The sequence below is a fragment of the Aestuariivivens sp. NBU2969 genome, from assembly GCF_019931125.1.
GTDB lineage: Bacteria > Bacteroidota > Bacteroidia > Flavobacteriales > Flavobacteriaceae > Aestuariivivens > Aestuariivivens marinum.
The window spans coordinates 88,939-106,380 of record NZ_JAIOUU010000005.1; the positions used below are offsets into that span (position 1 = coordinate 88,939).

At 36.0% G+C, this 17,442-nt stretch carries 13 protein-coding genes, 1 tRNA gene and 1 pseudogene; 11 read left to right on the forward strand and 4 right to left on the reverse strand.

All coding sequences use genetic code 11. The annotated features are described in order from the left end of the window. Positions 1-3 precede the first annotated feature (3 nt). The 6 genes from K7G79_RS05735 to K7G79_RS05760 all read left to right on the forward strand — a co-directional run bounded on the left by K7G79_RS05735 (position 4) and on the right by K7G79_RS05760 (position 9,055). Entirely contained in the window at positions 4-3,459 is a 3,456-nt protein-coding gene (locus K7G79_RS05735; RefSeq protein WP_223550032.1) for a hypothetical protein, read from the forward strand. Positions 3,460-3,511: 52 nt separating this feature from the next. Then, positions 3,512-4,732 carry a glycosyl hydrolase family 17 protein gene (locus tag K7G79_RS05740; protein WP_223550246.1) on the forward strand — a complete coding sequence of 407 codons (1,221 nt, stop codon included), beginning with the start codon at positions 3,512-3,514 and terminating at the stop codon, positions 4,730-4,732. 3 nt (positions 4,733-4,735) lie between these two features. Beyond that, positions 4,736-5,740 (forward strand): glycoside hydrolase family 2 TIM barrel-domain containing protein, encoded by a 1,005-nt coding sequence (locus K7G79_RS05745; protein ID WP_223550034.1) that lies wholly within the window; start codon positions 4,736-4,738, stop codon positions 5,738-5,740. A 14-nt stretch (positions 5,741-5,754) separates the two neighbouring features. Then, positions 5,755-7,317, forward strand: a complete 1,563-nt coding sequence (locus tag K7G79_RS05750) for an MFS transporter (protein WP_223550036.1) — start codon at positions 5,755-5,757, stop codon at positions 7,315-7,317. Positions 7,318-7,331: 14 nt separating this feature from the next. Further along, positions 7,332-8,270 carry a glycosyl hydrolase family 17 protein gene (locus K7G79_RS05755; protein ID WP_223550038.1) on the forward strand — a complete coding sequence of 313 codons (939 nt, stop codon included), beginning with the start codon at positions 7,332-7,334 and terminating at the stop codon, positions 8,268-8,270. Between the two features lie 104 nt (positions 8,271-8,374). Next, a complete protein-coding gene (locus K7G79_RS05760; RefSeq protein ID WP_223550039.1) occupies positions 8,375-9,055 on the forward strand; it encodes a LysE family translocator in 681 nt (226 codons plus the stop codon). 46 nt (positions 9,056-9,101) lie between these two features. Here K7G79_RS05760 and K7G79_RS05765 read toward each other — a convergent pair. Both K7G79_RS05765 and folB read right to left on the reverse strand, forming a co-directional pair. Beyond that, positions 9,102-9,172, reverse strand: a tRNA-Cys gene (locus K7G79_RS05765). A gap of 44 nt (positions 9,173-9,216) precedes the next feature. Then, positions 9,217-9,585, reverse strand: a complete 369-nt coding sequence (gene folB / locus K7G79_RS05770; protein ID WP_223550041.1) for a dihydroneopterin aldolase — start codon at positions 9,583-9,585, stop codon at positions 9,217-9,219. Between the two features lie 97 nt (positions 9,586-9,682). Between folB and K7G79_RS05775 the strand changes: the two genes are divergently transcribed. The 3 genes from K7G79_RS05775 to K7G79_RS05785 all read left to right on the forward strand — a co-directional run bounded on the left by K7G79_RS05775 (position 9,683) and on the right by K7G79_RS05785 (position 13,468). Then, positions 9,683-11,680 carry a glutamine--tRNA ligase/YqeY domain fusion protein gene (locus K7G79_RS05775; protein WP_223550043.1) on the forward strand — a complete coding sequence of 666 codons (1,998 nt, stop codon included), beginning with the start codon at positions 9,683-9,685 and terminating at the stop codon, positions 11,678-11,680. 86 nt (positions 11,681-11,766) lie between these two features. After that, positions 11,767-12,243 carry a DUF1761 domain-containing protein gene (locus tag K7G79_RS05780; protein WP_223550045.1) on the forward strand — a complete coding sequence of 159 codons (477 nt, stop codon included), beginning with the start codon at positions 11,767-11,769 and terminating at the stop codon, positions 12,241-12,243. Between the two features lie 67 nt (positions 12,244-12,310). Beyond that, positions 12,311-13,468, forward strand: a complete 1,158-nt coding sequence (locus tag K7G79_RS05785; protein WP_223550047.1) for a GNAT family N-acetyltransferase — start codon at positions 12,311-12,313, stop codon at positions 13,466-13,468. 52 nt (positions 13,469-13,520) lie between these two features. On the opposite strand, the gene K7G79_RS05790 is transcribed toward K7G79_RS05785, so the two are convergent. Next, positions 13,521-14,444, reverse strand: a complete 924-nt coding sequence (locus K7G79_RS05790; protein ID WP_223550049.1) for an SPFH domain-containing protein — start codon at positions 14,442-14,444, stop codon at positions 13,521-13,523. An 82-nt stretch (positions 14,445-14,526) separates the two neighbouring features. Here K7G79_RS05790 and K7G79_RS05795 point away from each other — a divergent pair, with 82 nt between their 5' ends. Both K7G79_RS05795 and K7G79_RS05800 read left to right on the forward strand, forming a co-directional pair. After that, entirely contained in the window at positions 14,527-15,210 is a 684-nt protein-coding gene (locus tag K7G79_RS05795; protein WP_223550051.1) for a hypothetical protein, read from the forward strand. 272 nt (positions 15,211-15,482) lie between these two features. After that, a pseudogene (locus K7G79_RS05800) lies at positions 15,483-15,788 on the forward strand (hypothetical protein); the annotation flags it as partial. 49 nt (positions 15,789-15,837) lie between these two features. Here K7G79_RS05800 and gltX read toward each other — a convergent pair. Then, on the reverse strand, positions 15,838-17,352 hold the full coding sequence (gene gltX, locus K7G79_RS05805) for a glutamate--tRNA ligase (protein ID WP_223550055.1): 1,515 nt from the start codon (positions 17,350-17,352) through the stop codon (positions 15,838-15,840). Positions 17,353-17,442 lie beyond the last annotated feature (90 nt).

Genomic DNA, 17,442 nt, shown 5'->3' on the forward strand with positions numbered 1-17,442 from the left:
CCAATGGATCAAGCAGTTCATTTAAAAAATAATAGTAACATAGACAAAACAAATAAAGTTAAAGGCGAGTTTGTCAATATTGATAACGAAAGTTATTACAAAATAGCCAACAGCGATGCCATGCGGCCTTTTTTTATGAGTATTGTTAGCGACTCCAACCATTGGATGTTTATCTCTAGTAATGGGGGATTGACAGCTGGACGACAAAATGCAGAATATGCCTTATTTCCTTATTATACTGATGATAAAATAACCGAATCGGCAGATATTACAGGAAGCAAAACGATTTATCAAATTACTATAGATGGAAAAATCCATATCTGGGAGCCATTTTCAGAACGTCAAATGGGAGTTTACAATATCCGTAGAAACCTTTATAAAAATGTTTATGGGAACAAAGTTGTTTTTGAAGAAATAAATGAAGATTTAGGGCTTACATTTCGTTACCAGTGGAATTCCAGCGATAAATTTGGATTTATAAAAAAATCAACCTTAATCAATAACACTGCGGAATCAAAAACCGTTAAGGTGTTAGATGGTCTGCAGAATATTATGCCAGCAAGTGTTGGCTCCGAACTTCAAAATAGTCGTAGTAATTTAGTCGACGCTTATAAACGAAGTGAATTAAACAAAGCTGATGGACTGGGGATATATGCGCTTAGTGCTGTAATCGTGGACAAGGCGGAACCTAGTGAAGCCTTAAAGGCCAATATAGTTTGGTCTGTTGGAGTGGAGCAACCCACTTACCTCCTATCGTCATTGCAGTTGAACAATTTCAGAAGGGGATTGGCCATTGAGCAAGAAGAAGATATTAAAGCTGAAAAAGGCGCTTATTTTATGGTTTCTGATATTGTTTTGAAGCCAAATAATGAACACAATTGGATTTTTGTAGCCGATGTTAATCAATCGATTTCAAGCATTGTTGAGATTTCAGAAATGATTAAAAATACCAATAACCTTTCAGAAATCATTCAAAAGGATATTGATAACGGAACTCAAAACCTTATAAAACTAACTGGAGAAGCAGATGGTTTGCAACTAACAGCAGATCCATTGACCAACACGAGGCATTTTGCCAATACGCTATTCAATATTATGCGTGGCGGTATTTTTGACGACCATTACAATATAGAAAAAGAAGATTTTGCAAAATACATCAAAAAAGCAAACAAAACGATTTTCAATAGCAAGAGAGACTTAATTAAAGACCTCTCAGATGTATTCACTTATGCCTATTTAAAGCACATAGCTGTAGTAGATTCGGATCAAGACTTTAAAAGACTTTGTTTTGAATATTTACCATTAAAGTTTAGCCGAAGACATGGAGACCCTAGTAGGCCTTGGAATAAGTTTTCCATAAACACAAGAAGTGAAATAGACGGCTCCAAAATATTAGATTACCAAGGAAATTGGCGCGATATATTTCAAAATTGGGAAGCTTTGGCCCACGCTTATCCTGAGTTTATTGAAGGCATGATTCACAAGTTTTTAAACGCCTCTACTTTTGACGGTTATAATCCCTATCGTGTAACTAAAGACGGGTTTGATTGGGAAGTTATAGAAGAGCATGATCCTTGGTCGTATATTGGGTATTGGGGTGATCATCAAATTATTTATTTGTTGAAGTTCCTAGAATTTATCGAAGACCACTACCCTAGCCGATTGGAAAAGCTATTTAATGAAAATGTATTTGTTTATGCCAATGTACCTTATAAAATAAAGTCCTATAAAGACATTTTAAACAATCCGAAAGACACTATCGATTTCGACTATAAATTAGATGCTAAAATTAACCAATTAAGAAACGATATTGGTGCAGATGGTGCTTTATTGAGAAATCAAAATGGTTCTATCTATAAAGTCAACTTTATTGAAAAAATACTGGCTACGGTATTGGCAAAACTATCCAATTTTATCCCTGAGGGAGGTATTTGGTTAAACACGCAACGACCAGAATGGAATGACGCCAATAATGCTTTGGTGGGCAATGGTGTTTCCATGGTAACACTGTATTACTTAAACAGATTCTTTAATTTCTTTGAAACCATTATTGAAAAGTCAGATTTTGGCTTTGTTGAACTTTCGGTAGAATTACAAGCGTTTTTTAAAGAGGTTCTTTCCACCTTACATAATAACAAGTCTATCTTAAACGCAAAGGTGTCTGATAGCGATAGAAAGACTGTTATGGATGGTTTAGGATTGGCTGGAAGCAAATATCGATCTGTAATCTATAAAGAGACCTTTAAGGGACAAAAGCAAGCGGTTTCAAAAGCAGAAATCCTTGATTTTATAAAGACCACAAAAGCCTATTTACAGCACACCATTAATGCCAATAAGCGGGCGGACAATATGTATCATGCCTATAACTTAATGACTGTTAGTAATAACGAGGAAGTGTCTATTTCTTATCTCTCAGAAATGCTGGAAGGTCAAGTAGCCGTGTTGAGTTCTGGTCACCTTACCCCTGCTGAAGCACTTGCATTATTGGACGGATTAAAAAATAGTGCGCTATTTAGGGAAGATCAGTATAGCTATATTCTGTACCCAAACAAACAGCTGCCTGGATTTAACCAAAAGAATAATATTCCAGAATCAAAAGTAGAGCAATCCAAATTATTAAAGCTGTTAATTAACGGTAAAAATGCCGAAATCATAGAAAAAGATGTTTTAGGGGACTATCATTTCAATGGCAATTTTAATAATGCCAATAGTTTAGTAGACGCATTATCTAATTTGCCTGAGGACTATAAGGAGCTGGTTAAGGAAGAAAAAGATTTGTTATTGAGTATATTTGAAGATGTTTTCAATCACAAATCTTTTACAGGGCGTTCAGGTACGTTCTTTGGCTACGAAGGTTTGGGATCTATCTATTGGCACATGGTATCGAAATTATCATTAGCGGTTCAGGAAAACTGTGTGTTGGCAATGGCAAATAATGAAAGTGATGAAGTTATAGGTAGGTTGCTAGACCATTACTACGAAATTATTGCGGGTATAGGGGTGCATAAATCACCAGAGCTTTATGGCGCTTTTCCAACCGATCCCTATTCCCATACACCAGCAACAAAAGGCGCACAACAACCGGGCATGACTGGACAAGTAAAAGAAGATGTATTGACTAGATTTGGAGAATTGGGCGTATTTGTAAAAGAGGGGCAGATTGTATTTAATCCGAAGCTTTTACAGGCTAAAGAATTTTTAAGCACTTCAAAAACATTCCGTTATACAACTATTAAAGGAAAACAAAATGAATTGGAACTGAATAAAGGTGAGTTATGTTTTACCTATTGTCAAGTGCCAATTATCTATAAACAATCAGAAAAGGAGGAAATATCGGTTGAGTTTAACAACGGAACAACAACCAAGCTTAACTATTTGAGCCTAGATAAAGAAATAAGCAAACAAGTTTTTGAAAGAATAGGAGGTATTAATCGAATAATGGTTTCGATTAAAAAATAGATACATGTTAATTATAAAGCGGGTAATATCAGTTTTAATTTTTATTTCATTTATGGGATGTCAATTTAGCACAAAGGGAACTATGGAAAAAACAGCAGCAGATATTTTGGGCAACCCAGACTATTTGGCCATATCCTATGGTGGCTATCGCTATAACACGCGAGACATTCAACCAACTCTAGAAGAGTTAAAAGAGGATTTGAAGATTTTGGCGGCAATGAACATTAAAGTGTTACGAACCTATAATCTGCAATTTCCACACGCATCCAATGTTATACAAGCCATAAGGGAGCTAAAAAATGAAGACCCTGATTTTGAAATGTATGTCATGTTGGGTGCTTGGATGGACTGTGAACATGCTTGGACAGAACATCCTAACCATCATGCTGAGGATTTAGAAAACAATACTTCAGAAATAAACAAAGCTGTTTCTCTTGCTAAAATATATCCAGACATAGTTAAAATAATAGCCGTGGGCAACGAGGCTATGGTAAAGTGGGCATGGAGTTATTATGTGCAACCGGGTATTATTTTAAAATGGGTGAATTATTTACAAAATCTCAAAAATAAAGGAGAGTTACCTAAAGACCTATGGATAACAAGCTCTGATAATTTCGCCTCTTGGGGGGGCGGTAGTGAAGACTATCATGTAGACGATCTAAACAGCTTAATTAAGGCCGTAGATTTTATTTCTATGCATACCTATCCCATGCATGATACACATTATAACCCTGTGTTTTGGAACCTTTCTGAAGATAAAAAAAAGAATACAAAATTAGAACAAATTGATGCTTTGATACTTAAAGCCAAAAACTATGCAGTATCACAATACGATAGTGTAGCAAATTACATGAAAAGTCTTGGTGTTACTAAGCCCATCCACATTGGAGAAACTGGTTGGGCGAGTGTGTCTGCAGAGCAATACGGAAACGAAGGTTCAAGAGCTACGGACGAATACAAACAAGGCTTGTATTACCAACACATGCGTGACTGGACCAATTCATTTGGCATGTCTTGCTTCTATTTTGAGGCGTTTGATGAACCCTGGAAGGATGCTTTAAAACCCGAAGGCTCCGAAAATCATTTTGGCCTGTTTACTATTGAAGGCAAGGCTAAGTACGCACTTTGGGATTTGGTAGACCAATCTGTATTTAAAGGATTAACACGGCACGGTAACCCTATTAAAAAAACGTTTAACGGCAATAAGGATAGTTTGCTGAAACAAGTTTTAGTACCGAAAACAGAATCAGCAATGAAACAACAAAATCGTTAGTACATGAGATTAATTATCGTTATAGTAATAGTATTAGGATTGGGTTGTTCTTGTAAGAATGTCTCTAGTGAATCTGTGGTTTCAGTTAGCGGAAGACAAATACTTGTAAATAATAAGCCTTATACCATAAAAGGAATTTGCTACCATCCCGTACCTAAAGGAAGTAAACAAAGAAGTTTTGTAACCTTAACACAGGACCTAACCCTTATGAAAGAGGCCGGCATTAATACCATTAGGGTTTATGAGCCAATTGCTGATGAATCGGTTCTAGATGAAATTGCCGCTGCGGGCATAAAGGCTATTGTCGGGTTTGGCTATAATCAAGATGGTAAATACGATATCCTTTCGGGTACATTTATCGATTATGTAAACCATTACAAAGACCACGATGCCATCTTAATGTGGGAATTGGGTAATGAATACAATTATCACCCCGAGTGGTTCGATGGTGATATAAAAAACTGGTACAAAACCCTTAATGAAGCTGCGGATGCCATTCATCAACACGACTATGTGCATCCTGTAACTACTGCACATGGCGATTTACCTGATAAAATAGCTTTATCCATGTGCCCTAATATAGATGTTTGGGGCATGAACGTGTACCGATGGGACAATCCGGAAACCATTTTTCCAGAATGGGAAGCGGTTAGTGAAAAACCAATGTACCTATCAGAAGCTGGAGCCGATAGTTATATGACTATCGAAAAGGAGGGACACGAACAAGGCGTGAATGAGAGGGCTCAAGCCCTAGCGAATGCTAGTATTTTAAGAGATGTATTTAAAAACACTAATATATGCTCTGGTGTTACCCTGTTCTCCTTTACTGATGGATGGTGGAAAGCAGGGAACTTGGATATTCAAGATCCAGGAGGATGGGCGCCTAATAGTAGCGGTGTGCCTTACGATGGGTCTCCTAACGAAGAATACTGGGGCATAGTGGATATCAACAGAAACAAAAAGCAGACATTTCATGTTGTGAAAAGAGCTTATAATGGATTAAAATAAAAAAATCAAGACTTATGGCACATTACAAAACAAATGCGAAAGATAGGGTACCTGTAGGGCAAAAAACTGCATTTGGAGCAGGGCATTTTGTTTTGAATCTGTTACCTGGGGCTCTTAGCTTTTTTATGTTTTTTTTATTGACGGCTTTTGGAATGGAACCTTTGTATGCTGGTATTTTAGGAGCTTTGCCTCGCTTTTTCGATGCGTTTACAGACCCTATTATGGGTTTTATTTCAGATAACACTAATTCCCGTTGGGGAAGACGAAGACCCTATATATTTATTGGAGCCATTGCAAGTGGTATTTTGTTTATGGTTTTGTGGCAGTTGGATGAGACTAACTCCCAAACCTATAATTTTTGGTATTTCTTAATCTTATCCATCCTTTTTATTATAGGTAATACCATATATGCAACACCATTGGTCGGCTTGGGGTACGAAATGACTTCGGATTATAACGAGCGAACCAGACTAATGGCCTATGCCAATACTATTGGCCAAATAGCTTGGATGATTGTGCCTTGGTTTTGGGTCATTATTGCAGACCCCAATCTATTCGATAATCAGGCGGAAGGTGTTAGGGAAATGTCAGTTTACGTTGCTCTTGTCTGTGTTGTTTTAGGGGTTCTTCCTGCGTTTTTCTGTAAAGGAATCGATTCATCGGCTATTGAAAATCGAAAAGAAATAACTTTAAAAACATTGGGCAAAAACCTAATACAGCTTTTTAAAAGCATTATGGAGGTGGCCAAAAACAAACCTTTTGTCAAGCTTTGTGGCGCAACATTTTTGGTATTCAATGGTTTTCAAATGGTAGCCGCTTTTAGCGTATATATCATTGTGTTTTACATGTATAATGGCAGCTACGAAAATGCTGGCACATGGCCTGCATGGTTTTCTACTATTACAGCCTTAATAACAGCTTTTTTTGTTATACCAATTATATCTAAAATAGCTAGTCTGGTAGGAAAACGTAAGGCATTTATTATAGCTACACTAATTTCAATTGTCGGTTATATTATGAAATGGTGGGGCTTTGATGTTGGGCTAAACCAAGAGTTTAACGAAACGGCTTTTGCTCAATCCTTAAACAAGGGTTTAGGTGGATTTTTTGAAATGATCAATCCTTTTTTGGAAAGTTTAGGGATGACATGGTTTAGTATAGACACAAGTCAAGGTGTGCCTTGGCTTATTTTTGTACCTGTTCCATTGATTGCTTTTGGTATGGGAAGTCTTTTTACTTTAATGATGAGTATGACGGCGGATGTTTGTGATTTAGATGAATTAAAAAACGGAATGCCTCGTAAAGAAGGCACTTTTGGGGCTATTTATTGGTGGATGGTAAAAATTGGGCAGTCTATTGCCTTGTTTTTAGGAGGCTTGGTGTTGCAATTAGTTGGATTTATTTCAGATGCTCCAGTTCAAACGGCCGAAACTATGCACAGCCTAAGAATAGCGGATATTATTATTCCATCTATAACTGCTGCCTTTGCTATTTGGGTAATGTGGAGTTATAGTCTTAGTGAAGAACGTGCTAGGGAAATAAAAGCAAAATTAATTGAAAGAAGAGGAGAACTTTAAAATAAAGAATTAAAATGTCAATAAGAACAGATAGAATATTAGCGTTATCAGGAGGAAATCTTAATGATAAAACCATAAACGGATTGCAAAACCTGTTTTCCAGAATGTTGAATAGCGGGATGCATGGACTTTGTTTTAGTCCTTATGAAGAGGGACAGCAGCCAGGTGATCAAATTACCGAGGCGCAAATTAGAAGGAGAATGGCAATCATTAAACCCTACACGAAGTGGGTGCGTTCATTTTCGTGTACTGAAGGGAATGAGTTGATTCCTGTTATAGCTAAGGAATATGGCATTAAAACACTAGTAGGAGCATGGTTAGGAAAAGATAAAGAGGTTAACAAGAAGGAAATAGAGGGGCTTGTAAAATTAGCTCAAGATGGGTATGTAGATATTGCTGCCGTTGGTAATGAAGTGATGTATAGGGGAGACTTAAATGAAGATGAGCTTTTAAAGTATATGCAGCAAGTAAAAGAGGTAATTCCAAATATACCCATGGGTTATGTAGATGCCTATTATGAGTTTTCACATCGCCCTAAGATAACAGAAACTTGTGATATTGTATTGGCCAATTGCTATCCCTATTGGGAAGGCTGTAGCTTTGAGTATTCGTTAATCTACATGAAGAACATGTATCAACAGGCCCAAAAAGCAGCAAACGGTAAAAAAGTTATCATTACAGAAACAGGGTGGCCCAATATTGGAGAAGGACTTCATGGCGCAAAACCTTCTTATGAGAACGCTATTAAATATTTTATCAACGCGCAACAGTGGGCAAAAGAGGAGAGTATTGAGCTATTCTATTTCTCCTCTTTTGATGAGTCATGGAAAGTGGGTGCCGAAGGTGATGTGGGGGCCTATTGGGGTATTTGGGACAAGGACGAAAAATTAAAATTTGCTAGTGAAAGCCCTGTGAAGACTGGAAAAAGAAAGCTATTCTTTAGTAAAAGTTAAATTTAAACCAGAATACTCAGTAGATATAACACATCTTTAATTTTTGAAATTCCACAAGCTAGTTGTAAATTATTTCTTTACTTTGTGTTAAGCTTCACAAAGTTATGGTTGATGATATAATTACGGCAATTCCGTTTGGAATTATACTGGCGTTTACTATTGGCCCTGTATTTTTTGTGCTTTTGGAAACTGGAGCCACCAAAGGTTTTAGAAGTGCTTTAATTTTTGATCTTGGGGTTATCTTTGCCGACATTATTTTCATCCTTATTGCCTTTTATAGTACCAATAATTTACGAGGAAAAATTAGTAACGACCCTAACTTTTTAATATTCGGCGGTGTTTTATTAGTGGTTTACGGCGTCATTTCCTTTATGAGGACATCAAAATCCTTTCGGGCTATAGTAAAAGAATACCATAAAATTGAAATAAAAAAGGGTTATGGAAAACTATTTATTAAGGGCTTTTTACTCAATTTCATCAATATTGGTGTACTATTGGGATGGTTGGGGTTCATAGTTTTGGGAGATTCGTTAACTTCATCAGAAAATGGCGGTACAATATTTATCATTTCCATGTTGGCCTCTTATTTTTCTACAGATATATTCAAAATTTTAATAGCAAAAAAGCTTAGGGCACAATTAACACCTAAACTTATATTTAAGACAAAAAAAGTTATTGCTATTGTTATTTTGGGCTTTGGTATTTTGCTTCTGGTGCAGGGCTTTTTCCCAAAAACCTATGAAAGAAATATAGAGCGTATAGAAAATATCACCCCTATAAAATAAAAAAGCGACCGGTTATTAAAGTTATCAAAACACGGTCACTTTTTTGAGGCGTCAAGCGGATTCGAACCGCTGTAGAAGGTTTTGCAGACCTCTGCCTAGCCACTCGGCCATGACGCCATTAATTCAGTGCAAATGTAAAAAAAAATAATACTTTTCAATGGTTAATTGTATTTTTTACGCTCATCAACCATTTTAACGGTTACCTGTTCTACATCGCCACCTATAGGCGGGTTAAGTTTGCTTACACTAACCGTTGCTTTTGTAACCAACTTATCTTCATTAAAAATACGATCTAAAATACGTCTGCATACGGTTTCAAGTAAGTGAGAAGGTTTGCCCATTTCCTCTTTAATTATGCGGTTTAAGAACACGTAATCGACAGTATCCCTTAAATCATCACTCTTTGCAGAAGGCTGTAAATTGGCTTTAACTTCCAAATCAACACGATAGTCACTTCCTATTTTGGTTTCTTCCTTCAAACAGCCATGATAGGCGAATACACGAATATTTTCAACTTTTATAATTCCCATCCAATCTCATTTTAAGTCGGTAAAATTACCTAATTTTGTTTAAAAATTTTATATAACCATAAGAGTTTCCAAGTATTATACTTGGGTATTAAGTTTTATGTCCGAAGAAAGAAGATCGCTTAATTTTATTGAGCAAATTATAGAGGAAGATTTGGCTAATGGCTTACCAGAAAGTAAACTTAGATTTCGGTTTCCACCAGAACCTAATGGGTATCTGCATATTGGCCATACCAAGGCCATAGGTATTAGTTTTGGGTTGGGCGAGTACTACAAAGCCCCTGTTAATTTAAGGTTTGATGATACCAATCCTGCAAAGGAAGAGCAGGAGTATGTAGATGCTATTAAAGAAGATATTACATGGTTGGGTTACCAATGGGACCAAGAGTTATATTCGTCGGATTATTTCCAAATACTATATGATTGGGCCATTCAGATAATAAAAGAAGGCAAAGCTTATGTAGACTCGCAATCCAGTGAAGCTATGGCCGAGCAAAAGGGTACACCAACCCAGCCAGGTATTGAAGGGCCATATAGAAATAGAAGTATAGCCGAAAATTTAGAACTTTTCGAACGCATGAAGAATGGTGATTTCGAAGAAGGGGAGCATATTTTGCGTGCAAAAATAGATATGCAACACCCCAATATGTTGATGCGGGATCCTATTATGTACCGTGTTATTAACAAAGACCATCATAGAACTGGTGATAATTGGTGTATTTACCCCATGTATGATTGGACACATGGCGAAAGCGATTATATAGAACAAATATCACATTCTTTATGTTCTTTGGAATTTAAACCACATAGAGAGCTTTACGATTGGTTCTTGGACCAAATTGTTGATCCAAACAAATTAAGGCCAAAGCAACGTGAATTTGCGCGTTTAAATCTAAGTTATACCATCATGAGCAAGCGTAAATTGCTAAAATTGGTAGAAGATGGTATCGTTAGCGGATGGGATGATCCAAGAATGCCAACTATTTCGGGGTTGCGCAGAAGAGGTTATACGCCAAATGCAATTAAGAAGTTTGTGGAAACAGTTGGCGTAGCAAAACGTGATAATGTCATTGATGTCTCGCTTTTGGAGTTTTGTGTGCGGGAGGATTTAAATAGAGTCGCACCACGTGTAATGGCTGTTTTAAATCCATTAAAATTAGTCATTACAAATTATCCAGAGGGTAAAGTAGAGTGGATGGATGCTGAAAACAATCCAGAAGATGACAATGCTGGGTTTAGAAAAGTACCTTTTTCGAGGGAACTTTATATTGAAAAAGAAGACTTTAAGGAAGAAGCTGGAAATAAATTTTTTAGATTAAAGCTAGGCGGAGAAGTTCGACTTAAAAATGCTTATATTATTGTGGCAGATCGTGTTATTAAAGATGCCAATGGCAATATAACGGAAGTGCACTGTACCTATTCTGAAGACACCTCTCGCAAAGTAAAGGGGACCTTACATTGGGTATCAATAGAACATGCCATTAAAGCTGAGGTTAGGGAATACGATAGATTGTTTATGGATGAGGCGCCCGATACTCATCAAGACAAGGATTTTATGGAGTTTTTAAACCCGAATTCCCTAAAAGTTATTGAGGCATATGTTGAACCTAGTTTAAAAGAGGTTTTCCAAGGCGATAGATTCCAGTTTCAACGCTTAGGCTATTTTAATGTGGATAACGATTCGACTTCTGATAAATTGATTTTCAATAAAACAGTTGGTTTAAGGGATACCTGGGCCAAACAGTCTGTGAAACCAGTCCAAAGGCAAAAGGCCAATAGTCAAAAATCTCAACTAACTAAACGAAAGGCTATTGATGTCATTCAGCAGTTAGGTAAAAAATACACCAACTTGCCTGAGGCCAAACAGCAAAAGGTTAAAGCTGAAATTAAAGTACTAGCTAAAGAGGTAAGTTATGAAGAATTATTGCCATTATTCAATACGGCAACGAAGAAAGTGGGCACTCGTATTGCTGTTGCAATTACCTTAAAAACTTTGTTGGAAGCAGGACTGTCCAAAAATAGTGATATTGATGACTTTATTAGTAAGGCTCTTCAGGATAAAAATAATCTGCTAGTAGACGAAGCCAAAGCTATTTAAAAGATAGAAATAGTTTTAAAATGTTAAAATAGAATGGGTTAAGCCTATTTTAACTATATTTAACTATTAACTAATCTTTAATCATTATGGAAATTAATTTTTTAGCGATTCTAGTTGCGGCAGTTTCAGCCCTTGTTGTTGGCTTTATTTGGTATAATCCAAAAGTTTTTGGCAATGCGTGGATGAAGGCAGCAGACATGACCGAAGAAAAGATGAAAGGAGCCAATATGGCTAAGATTTTTATTCTTGCTTTTATTTTTGCTTTTCTTTTAGCCATGTCAGTCATGCCAATGGTCGTTCACCAAATGGGAGCTTTTAGTTTGGCACAAGGCGAGTTAGGCGTACTGCCGTCGTTCGATACGTTTATGGCGGATTATACCAATGAATTTAGAACGTTTAAACATGGTGCGTTTCACGGTGTTCTAGGAGGGCTTTTTATTGCACTACCAATAATAGGTACTAATGCGCTGTTTGAGCGTAAAGGCGCTAAATATATTTTTATAAACAGCGGCTATTGGATCGTAACTATGGGTATCATGGGCGCAATTATTTGTGGGTGGTAATAAAATTTTGTAAAGTTTTAACATATTCAAAGACTGAGGTAGCTTAACTTCAGTCTTTTTTTTGATATTGAAAACATTTCGTATTTATAAATCTTATGAAGAGTTGCCTGAAGCTTGGGATGACCTTGTAGGTCATGATATTTTTCTTCAAGCCAATTATCTTGAAGCCCTAGAGAATGCAACGCCAAACAATATTCAACTGTTTTATATTGGTGTTTTTAAAAAGGATATGCTAGTTGGTATAGCTATTATACAAAGGGTACAATTCTATCTTAAAGATATGTTTAGGAAAAACACAATGTCCTATATAAAAGAATTATTTAGAGAAATTGTTTCAAGGGTTTTAAAAGGTAATGTGTTGGTGATTGGCAACCTCATGCATACGGGACAGCATGCGCTTTACTATAATGACAGCCAGATAGTACAGGCTGATTTTTTTAATACGCTTTTTCAAGGTCTAGACGAATTGATTCAAACTATTAAAAAGAAACATGATAAAAAGATACGAGCTATAATAGCCAAGGACTTTTTTACAGATGATATTATTCTTCAAGATAAGAGCACATTCAAAAACCATAAATTACATGAGGTTATAGTTCAACCGAATATGATTTTGCCTCTTCGCAATCATTGGCGTACTAATAAGGATTACATCAATACCCTAAATAAAAAATATAGGGACAGATATAAGCGAGCCAAAAAGAAATTTGGGGCTATAACTACCAAAGAGCTTCATATTGACACCATCCAAGAAAAGTCTAAAGCTCTCCACCAATTGTACTTAAATGTTTCTAATAATGCTAAGTTTAACACTTTTATTTTACCGGAGAACCACTTTTATAGCCTTAAGTTAAGGCTTAATGACAATTTTAAAGTATTTGGATACTTTTTAAATAAAGATTTGATAGGGTTTTATACACTTATCATAAACGGAAAACAATTGGAAACATACTTTTTAGGTTATGATGAAGAACATCAATATCCCAATCAATTATACCTAAATATGCTTTACGATATGTTAGAGTTTGGTATAATCAATCAGTTTTCTAATGTTGTTTATGCAAGAACAGCAATGGCCATTAAAAGTTCGGTAGGGGCTAAGGCTAAACCAATGGTGCTTTATATGAAGCATACCAATGTATTAATGAATTCTATTTTACGACCTATATTTTTCCTTATGAATCCAAAGCAAGATTGGGAAGAAAGGCATCCTTTTAAAACATAAAACCTCTTAAACATTAGGTTTAAGAGGTTTTGTTTTGTCCTTTAAAATTCAATTATTTCTCTTTCTTTTTAGCTTCTTTCATAGCCTCACCAATTTGGTTACTAGCTGTAAAACTGGCTACCATTTCATTAAGCATATTGCTTCCCGCTTGAGGTGCATTAGGCAATAGAATTAAATTGCTATTGGTTTCTTCTCCTAGAGACTGAAGGGTGTCGTAATGTTGGGTTACTACAATTAGGGCAGAGGCTTCTTGACTGTTTATGCCTACACGGTTTAATACTTCAACAGACTCTTCCAAACCTCGAGCAATTTCACGACGCTGATCTGCAATACCTTGCCCTTGTAAACGCTTGCTTTCCGCCTCGGCTTTAGCTTTTTCAACAATTAAAATCCGTGCAGCATCACCTTCGTATTGGGCGGCGATTTTTTCACGTTCAGAAGCATTAATGCGGTTCATTGCTGCTTTTACCTGGGCATCGGGGTCGATATCGGTAACAAGGGTTTTAATAATATCATATCCATAATCCGACATAGCGTCATTTAACTCCGACTTAACGGCTATGGCTATATCATCTTTCTTCACAAATACGTCATCCAGCTTCATTTTAGGCACTTCGGCGCGAACTACGTCAAACACATAACTGGTAATTTGGTCGTGGGGATAGTCTAGTTTGTAAAAGGCGTCATATACCTTGTCGCGTATCACCTTGTACTGTACAGAAACTTTTAGGCGTACAAATACATCATCAAGTGTTTTAGTTTCAACAATAACATCCAGTTGCTGAATTTTTAGGCTTAGTCGTCCAGCTACTCTTTCTACAAGTGGGATTTTAACTCTAAGACCTGCATGACTAATTCGTGAAAATTTTCCAAATTGTTCAATAATAGCTGCAGATTGTTGCTTAACAATAAAGAATGCAGAAATTAAGATAATTAGTCCAAAAAAAATGACAATGGGAATGAAAAGATAGCTCATGGTAAATGTTTAATTAAGTTTAAAAAATTAAGATACAAAATTTATACTATATTTGGTTACACATCTAACTAATAACAAATAAATGAAATATAACCTTCGTAACCTATTAGTAGCACTTCTAATAGGATTTGTTACAAAAAGTTTTGCCCAACATAAAACCTATGATATTGTTAATGGTATTGGCGTTTTTGCAGGCTTGACTAAACTGGATATTGAAACCGATAATTTTATAACCAAACAAGGTGATGGTTTTTTGTTTGGAGCCTCTGCTACAGTAGATATTCCCCACCGATGGTATAACATGAGTTATGGCATGCAACTTTCAGAAAACTACATTAATATTGAAGGAAGACCTAGTGCTGCCATTGGAGGACAAGAACTTATTGAATATAAAATGTTTGCAGCCCAATTGGCCTTATTGGGCCATATAAAATTAATAGGCAGTCATTTGACCATAGATGTTGGACCCATGTTACAGTACAATGGAAAATTGGAATTAAAAGATCAAAACCAAGAAGGCTATTACATTAATAACTACACGAACTTAAAAGCAATGGATATTAGTTCCATATCGCAATTTAATTTTAATGGATTAGTTGGTGCATCTTTAGGGTATAAGTTTTTTAGGCTTAAAGCCGAATACATTTATGGGTTTACTAATATCTTAAAGAAACTGGAAGACCAAAACTTGGACACCTCAAGGGGTGAGGCCCGCTTTAAAGGCAACCAATCCATGCTGGTTTTTGGGGCGATGATATCTTTTTAGAAAGAGTTATTGGTTAATAATAAAGCTGCTATTAAGTTGGCAATAATTTAAACCAGAATGTACAGATTATACATCGTAACAATAATCTTTTTTGGAATACTTTCTTGTAAAGAAATTCAAAAAAATACATCAAATGAATTTCAAGTTAAAACGGATAGCTTAACGACCAAGTTATAAAAAGCTAACGAAAAGATAAAGACGTTGAAATCCAAATTAAGCTACTCAAGTTCAAAAGTATTCAACAATGAAAACTTTGATTCTTTTTTTGGAAATTTATGACTGATTCAACATTTCAAATTAGTCGAATCAATTTTCCTATAAAGCATATCTCTTGGAAAGAAAACTTAGGTGGGGAAATTGACACAATTAGAATTAAAAAAGCTGAATGGGAATATGACTTATTTTACCTTAATATTGCTAGTGGGAGAACTCAAATCTATGACAATTTTGAATTAAATATAAGACCCAGTAATGAAAGGCTATTACATTGGTATGGAGTTGAAACAGGCGGAGATGTTAAATATTATTTTGAAGGGTTTAATGGAAAATGGTATTTAATAAAAAAAGCAGCTAGGTGATTAAAAACCACTGCCTAATGTTACTGAACACAGCAAACTAAATAACCGCTTACCGCAACTTACTCACCATAGCCTTAATTCTGCTAACAGTTTCCGTTTTACCTATCATATACATAATATCAAAAACATCGGGCCCCTGTAAGGCACCTACCAAAGCTAAGCGTAGCGGCATCATCACTTTACCAAAACCTATATCGTTGCTCGTTATCCAGCTTTTAACAGTAATTTGAAGATTTTTAGCCGAAAATTCATCCATAGCATTAATGATTTTTACTATTTGCCCCATTATTTCTGGTGTATCCTCTTTAAATGCTTTTTTAACCGCTTTTTCTTCATATTGTTTTGGGGCTTTAAAGAAGTAATAGCTTAAATCCCAAAAATCACTAATAAAGGTCGCTCGCTCTTTAACCAATCCAATAACAAGGGCAATGTAATTAATATCAATGTCTTCTAAGATACTGTATTGCGACTTAAACGTTTCAGCTAAAATGTCATTGCTTTGTTCTTGCATATAATGGTGATTAAACCATTTTATTTTATCGGGATCAAAGCGTGCCCCTGCTTTATTAACCCGAGCTAAGTCGAAAGCCTCAATAAGTTGCTCCATACTAAATATCTCCTGTTCTGTACCAGGGTTCCAGCCTAAAAAGGCTAAGAAGTTTACAACGGCTTCGGCAAAATAACCATCTTCTTTATACCCTCTCGAAATATCATGGGTTTTTAGATCTTCCCATTCCAAGGGAAACACAGGAAAACCTAATTTGTCGCCATCTCGTTTGCTTAATTTACCTTTACCGGTAGGTTTTAAAATTAGAGGGAGGTGGGCGAATATAGGGGATTTCCATCCAAAGGCCTTATACAATAAATGGTGTAATGCTAATGAAGGTAACCACTCTTCGCCACGTATTACATGGGTAATCTGCATTAAATGATCATCAACAATATTAGCCAAGTGGTAGGTAGGCATACCATCGCTTTTAAAGAGGACTTTATCGTCTAAAATATTCGTGTCTATTTTTATATCACCACGAATCATGTCCTTTAAGTGTAGAGTCTCATCCTGCGGTGATTTAAATCGAATCACATAGGCTTCACCAGCATCCAATTTGGCTTGGGTTTCCTTTGCGCTAAGCGACAAAGAATTGGTTAGCTTTAAGCGGTTGTGCCAATTGTAGATAAAGGTTTTGCCTTTGGCTTCATGATCCTGTCTATGAAAATCCAAGGTTTCGGCAGTATCGAAGGCGTAATATGCATGACCCGAAGCAATTAATTGTTCGGCATAATGCCTGTATAAATGCTTACGTTCACTTTGTTTGTAAGGACCAAATTTTTCGTTTTTTCCCGGTCCTTCTTCAAAAGTAATGCCGCACCAGTTTAATGACTCAATAATGTAGTTTTCTGCCCCTTTAACATAACGGTTTTGGTCGGTGTCTTCAATTCTAAGTATAAAGCTGCCGTTGTGTTTTTTGGCAAATAAATAATTAAATAAAGCAGTTCTAACACCACCTATATGTAAAGGCCCAGTTGGACTGGGAGCAAAGCGTACACGTACAGTCTTGGTCATTTTTTTTTATTTTGTGCAAAAGTACATGATTTTTTTTCATTTCATATTTTATATGTCTAAATGAAAAAAATTACATGGATTAAACGAGTG

Excerpts from the sequence above, each read along its gene's own strand:
- K7G79_RS05735 (WP_223550032.1), top strand. The coding sequence starts at position 4 with ATGGATCAAGCAGTTCATTTAAAAAATAATAGTAACATAGACAAAACA.
- K7G79_RS05740 (WP_223550246.1), top strand. The coding sequence starts at position 3,512 with ATGGGATGTCAATTTAGCACAAAGGGAACTATGGAAAAAACAGCAGCA.
- K7G79_RS05745 (WP_223550034.1), top strand. The coding sequence starts at position 4,736 with ATGAGATTAATTATCGTTATAGTAATAGTATTAGGATTGGGTTGTTCT.
- K7G79_RS05750 (WP_223550036.1), top strand. The coding sequence starts at position 5,755 with ATGGCACATTACAAAACAAATGCGAAAGATAGGGTACCTGTAGGGCAA.
- K7G79_RS05755 (WP_223550038.1), top strand. The coding sequence starts at position 7,332 with ATGTCAATAAGAACAGATAGAATATTAGCGTTATCAGGAGGAAATCTT.
- K7G79_RS05760 (WP_223550039.1), top strand. The coding sequence starts at position 8,375 with ATGGTTGATGATATAATTACGGCAATTCCGTTTGGAATTATACTGGCG.
- folB (WP_223550041.1), bottom strand. The coding sequence starts at position 9,585 with ATGGGAATTATAAAAGTTGAAAATATTCGTGTATTCGCCTATCATGGC.
- K7G79_RS05775 (WP_223550043.1), top strand. The coding sequence starts at position 9,683 with ATGTCCGAAGAAAGAAGATCGCTTAATTTTATTGAGCAAATTATAGAG.
- K7G79_RS05780 (WP_223550045.1), top strand. The coding sequence starts at position 11,767 with ATGGAAATTAATTTTTTAGCGATTCTAGTTGCGGCAGTTTCAGCCCTT.
- K7G79_RS05790 (WP_223550049.1), bottom strand. The coding sequence starts at position 14,444 with ATGAGCTATCTTTTCATTCCCATTGTCATTTTTTTTGGACTAATTATC.
- K7G79_RS05795 (WP_223550051.1), top strand. The coding sequence starts at position 14,527 with ATGAAATATAACCTTCGTAACCTATTAGTAGCACTTCTAATAGGATTT.
- gltX (WP_223550055.1), bottom strand. The coding sequence starts at position 17,352 with ATGACCAAGACTGTACGTGTACGCTTTGCTCCCAGTCCAACTGGGCCT.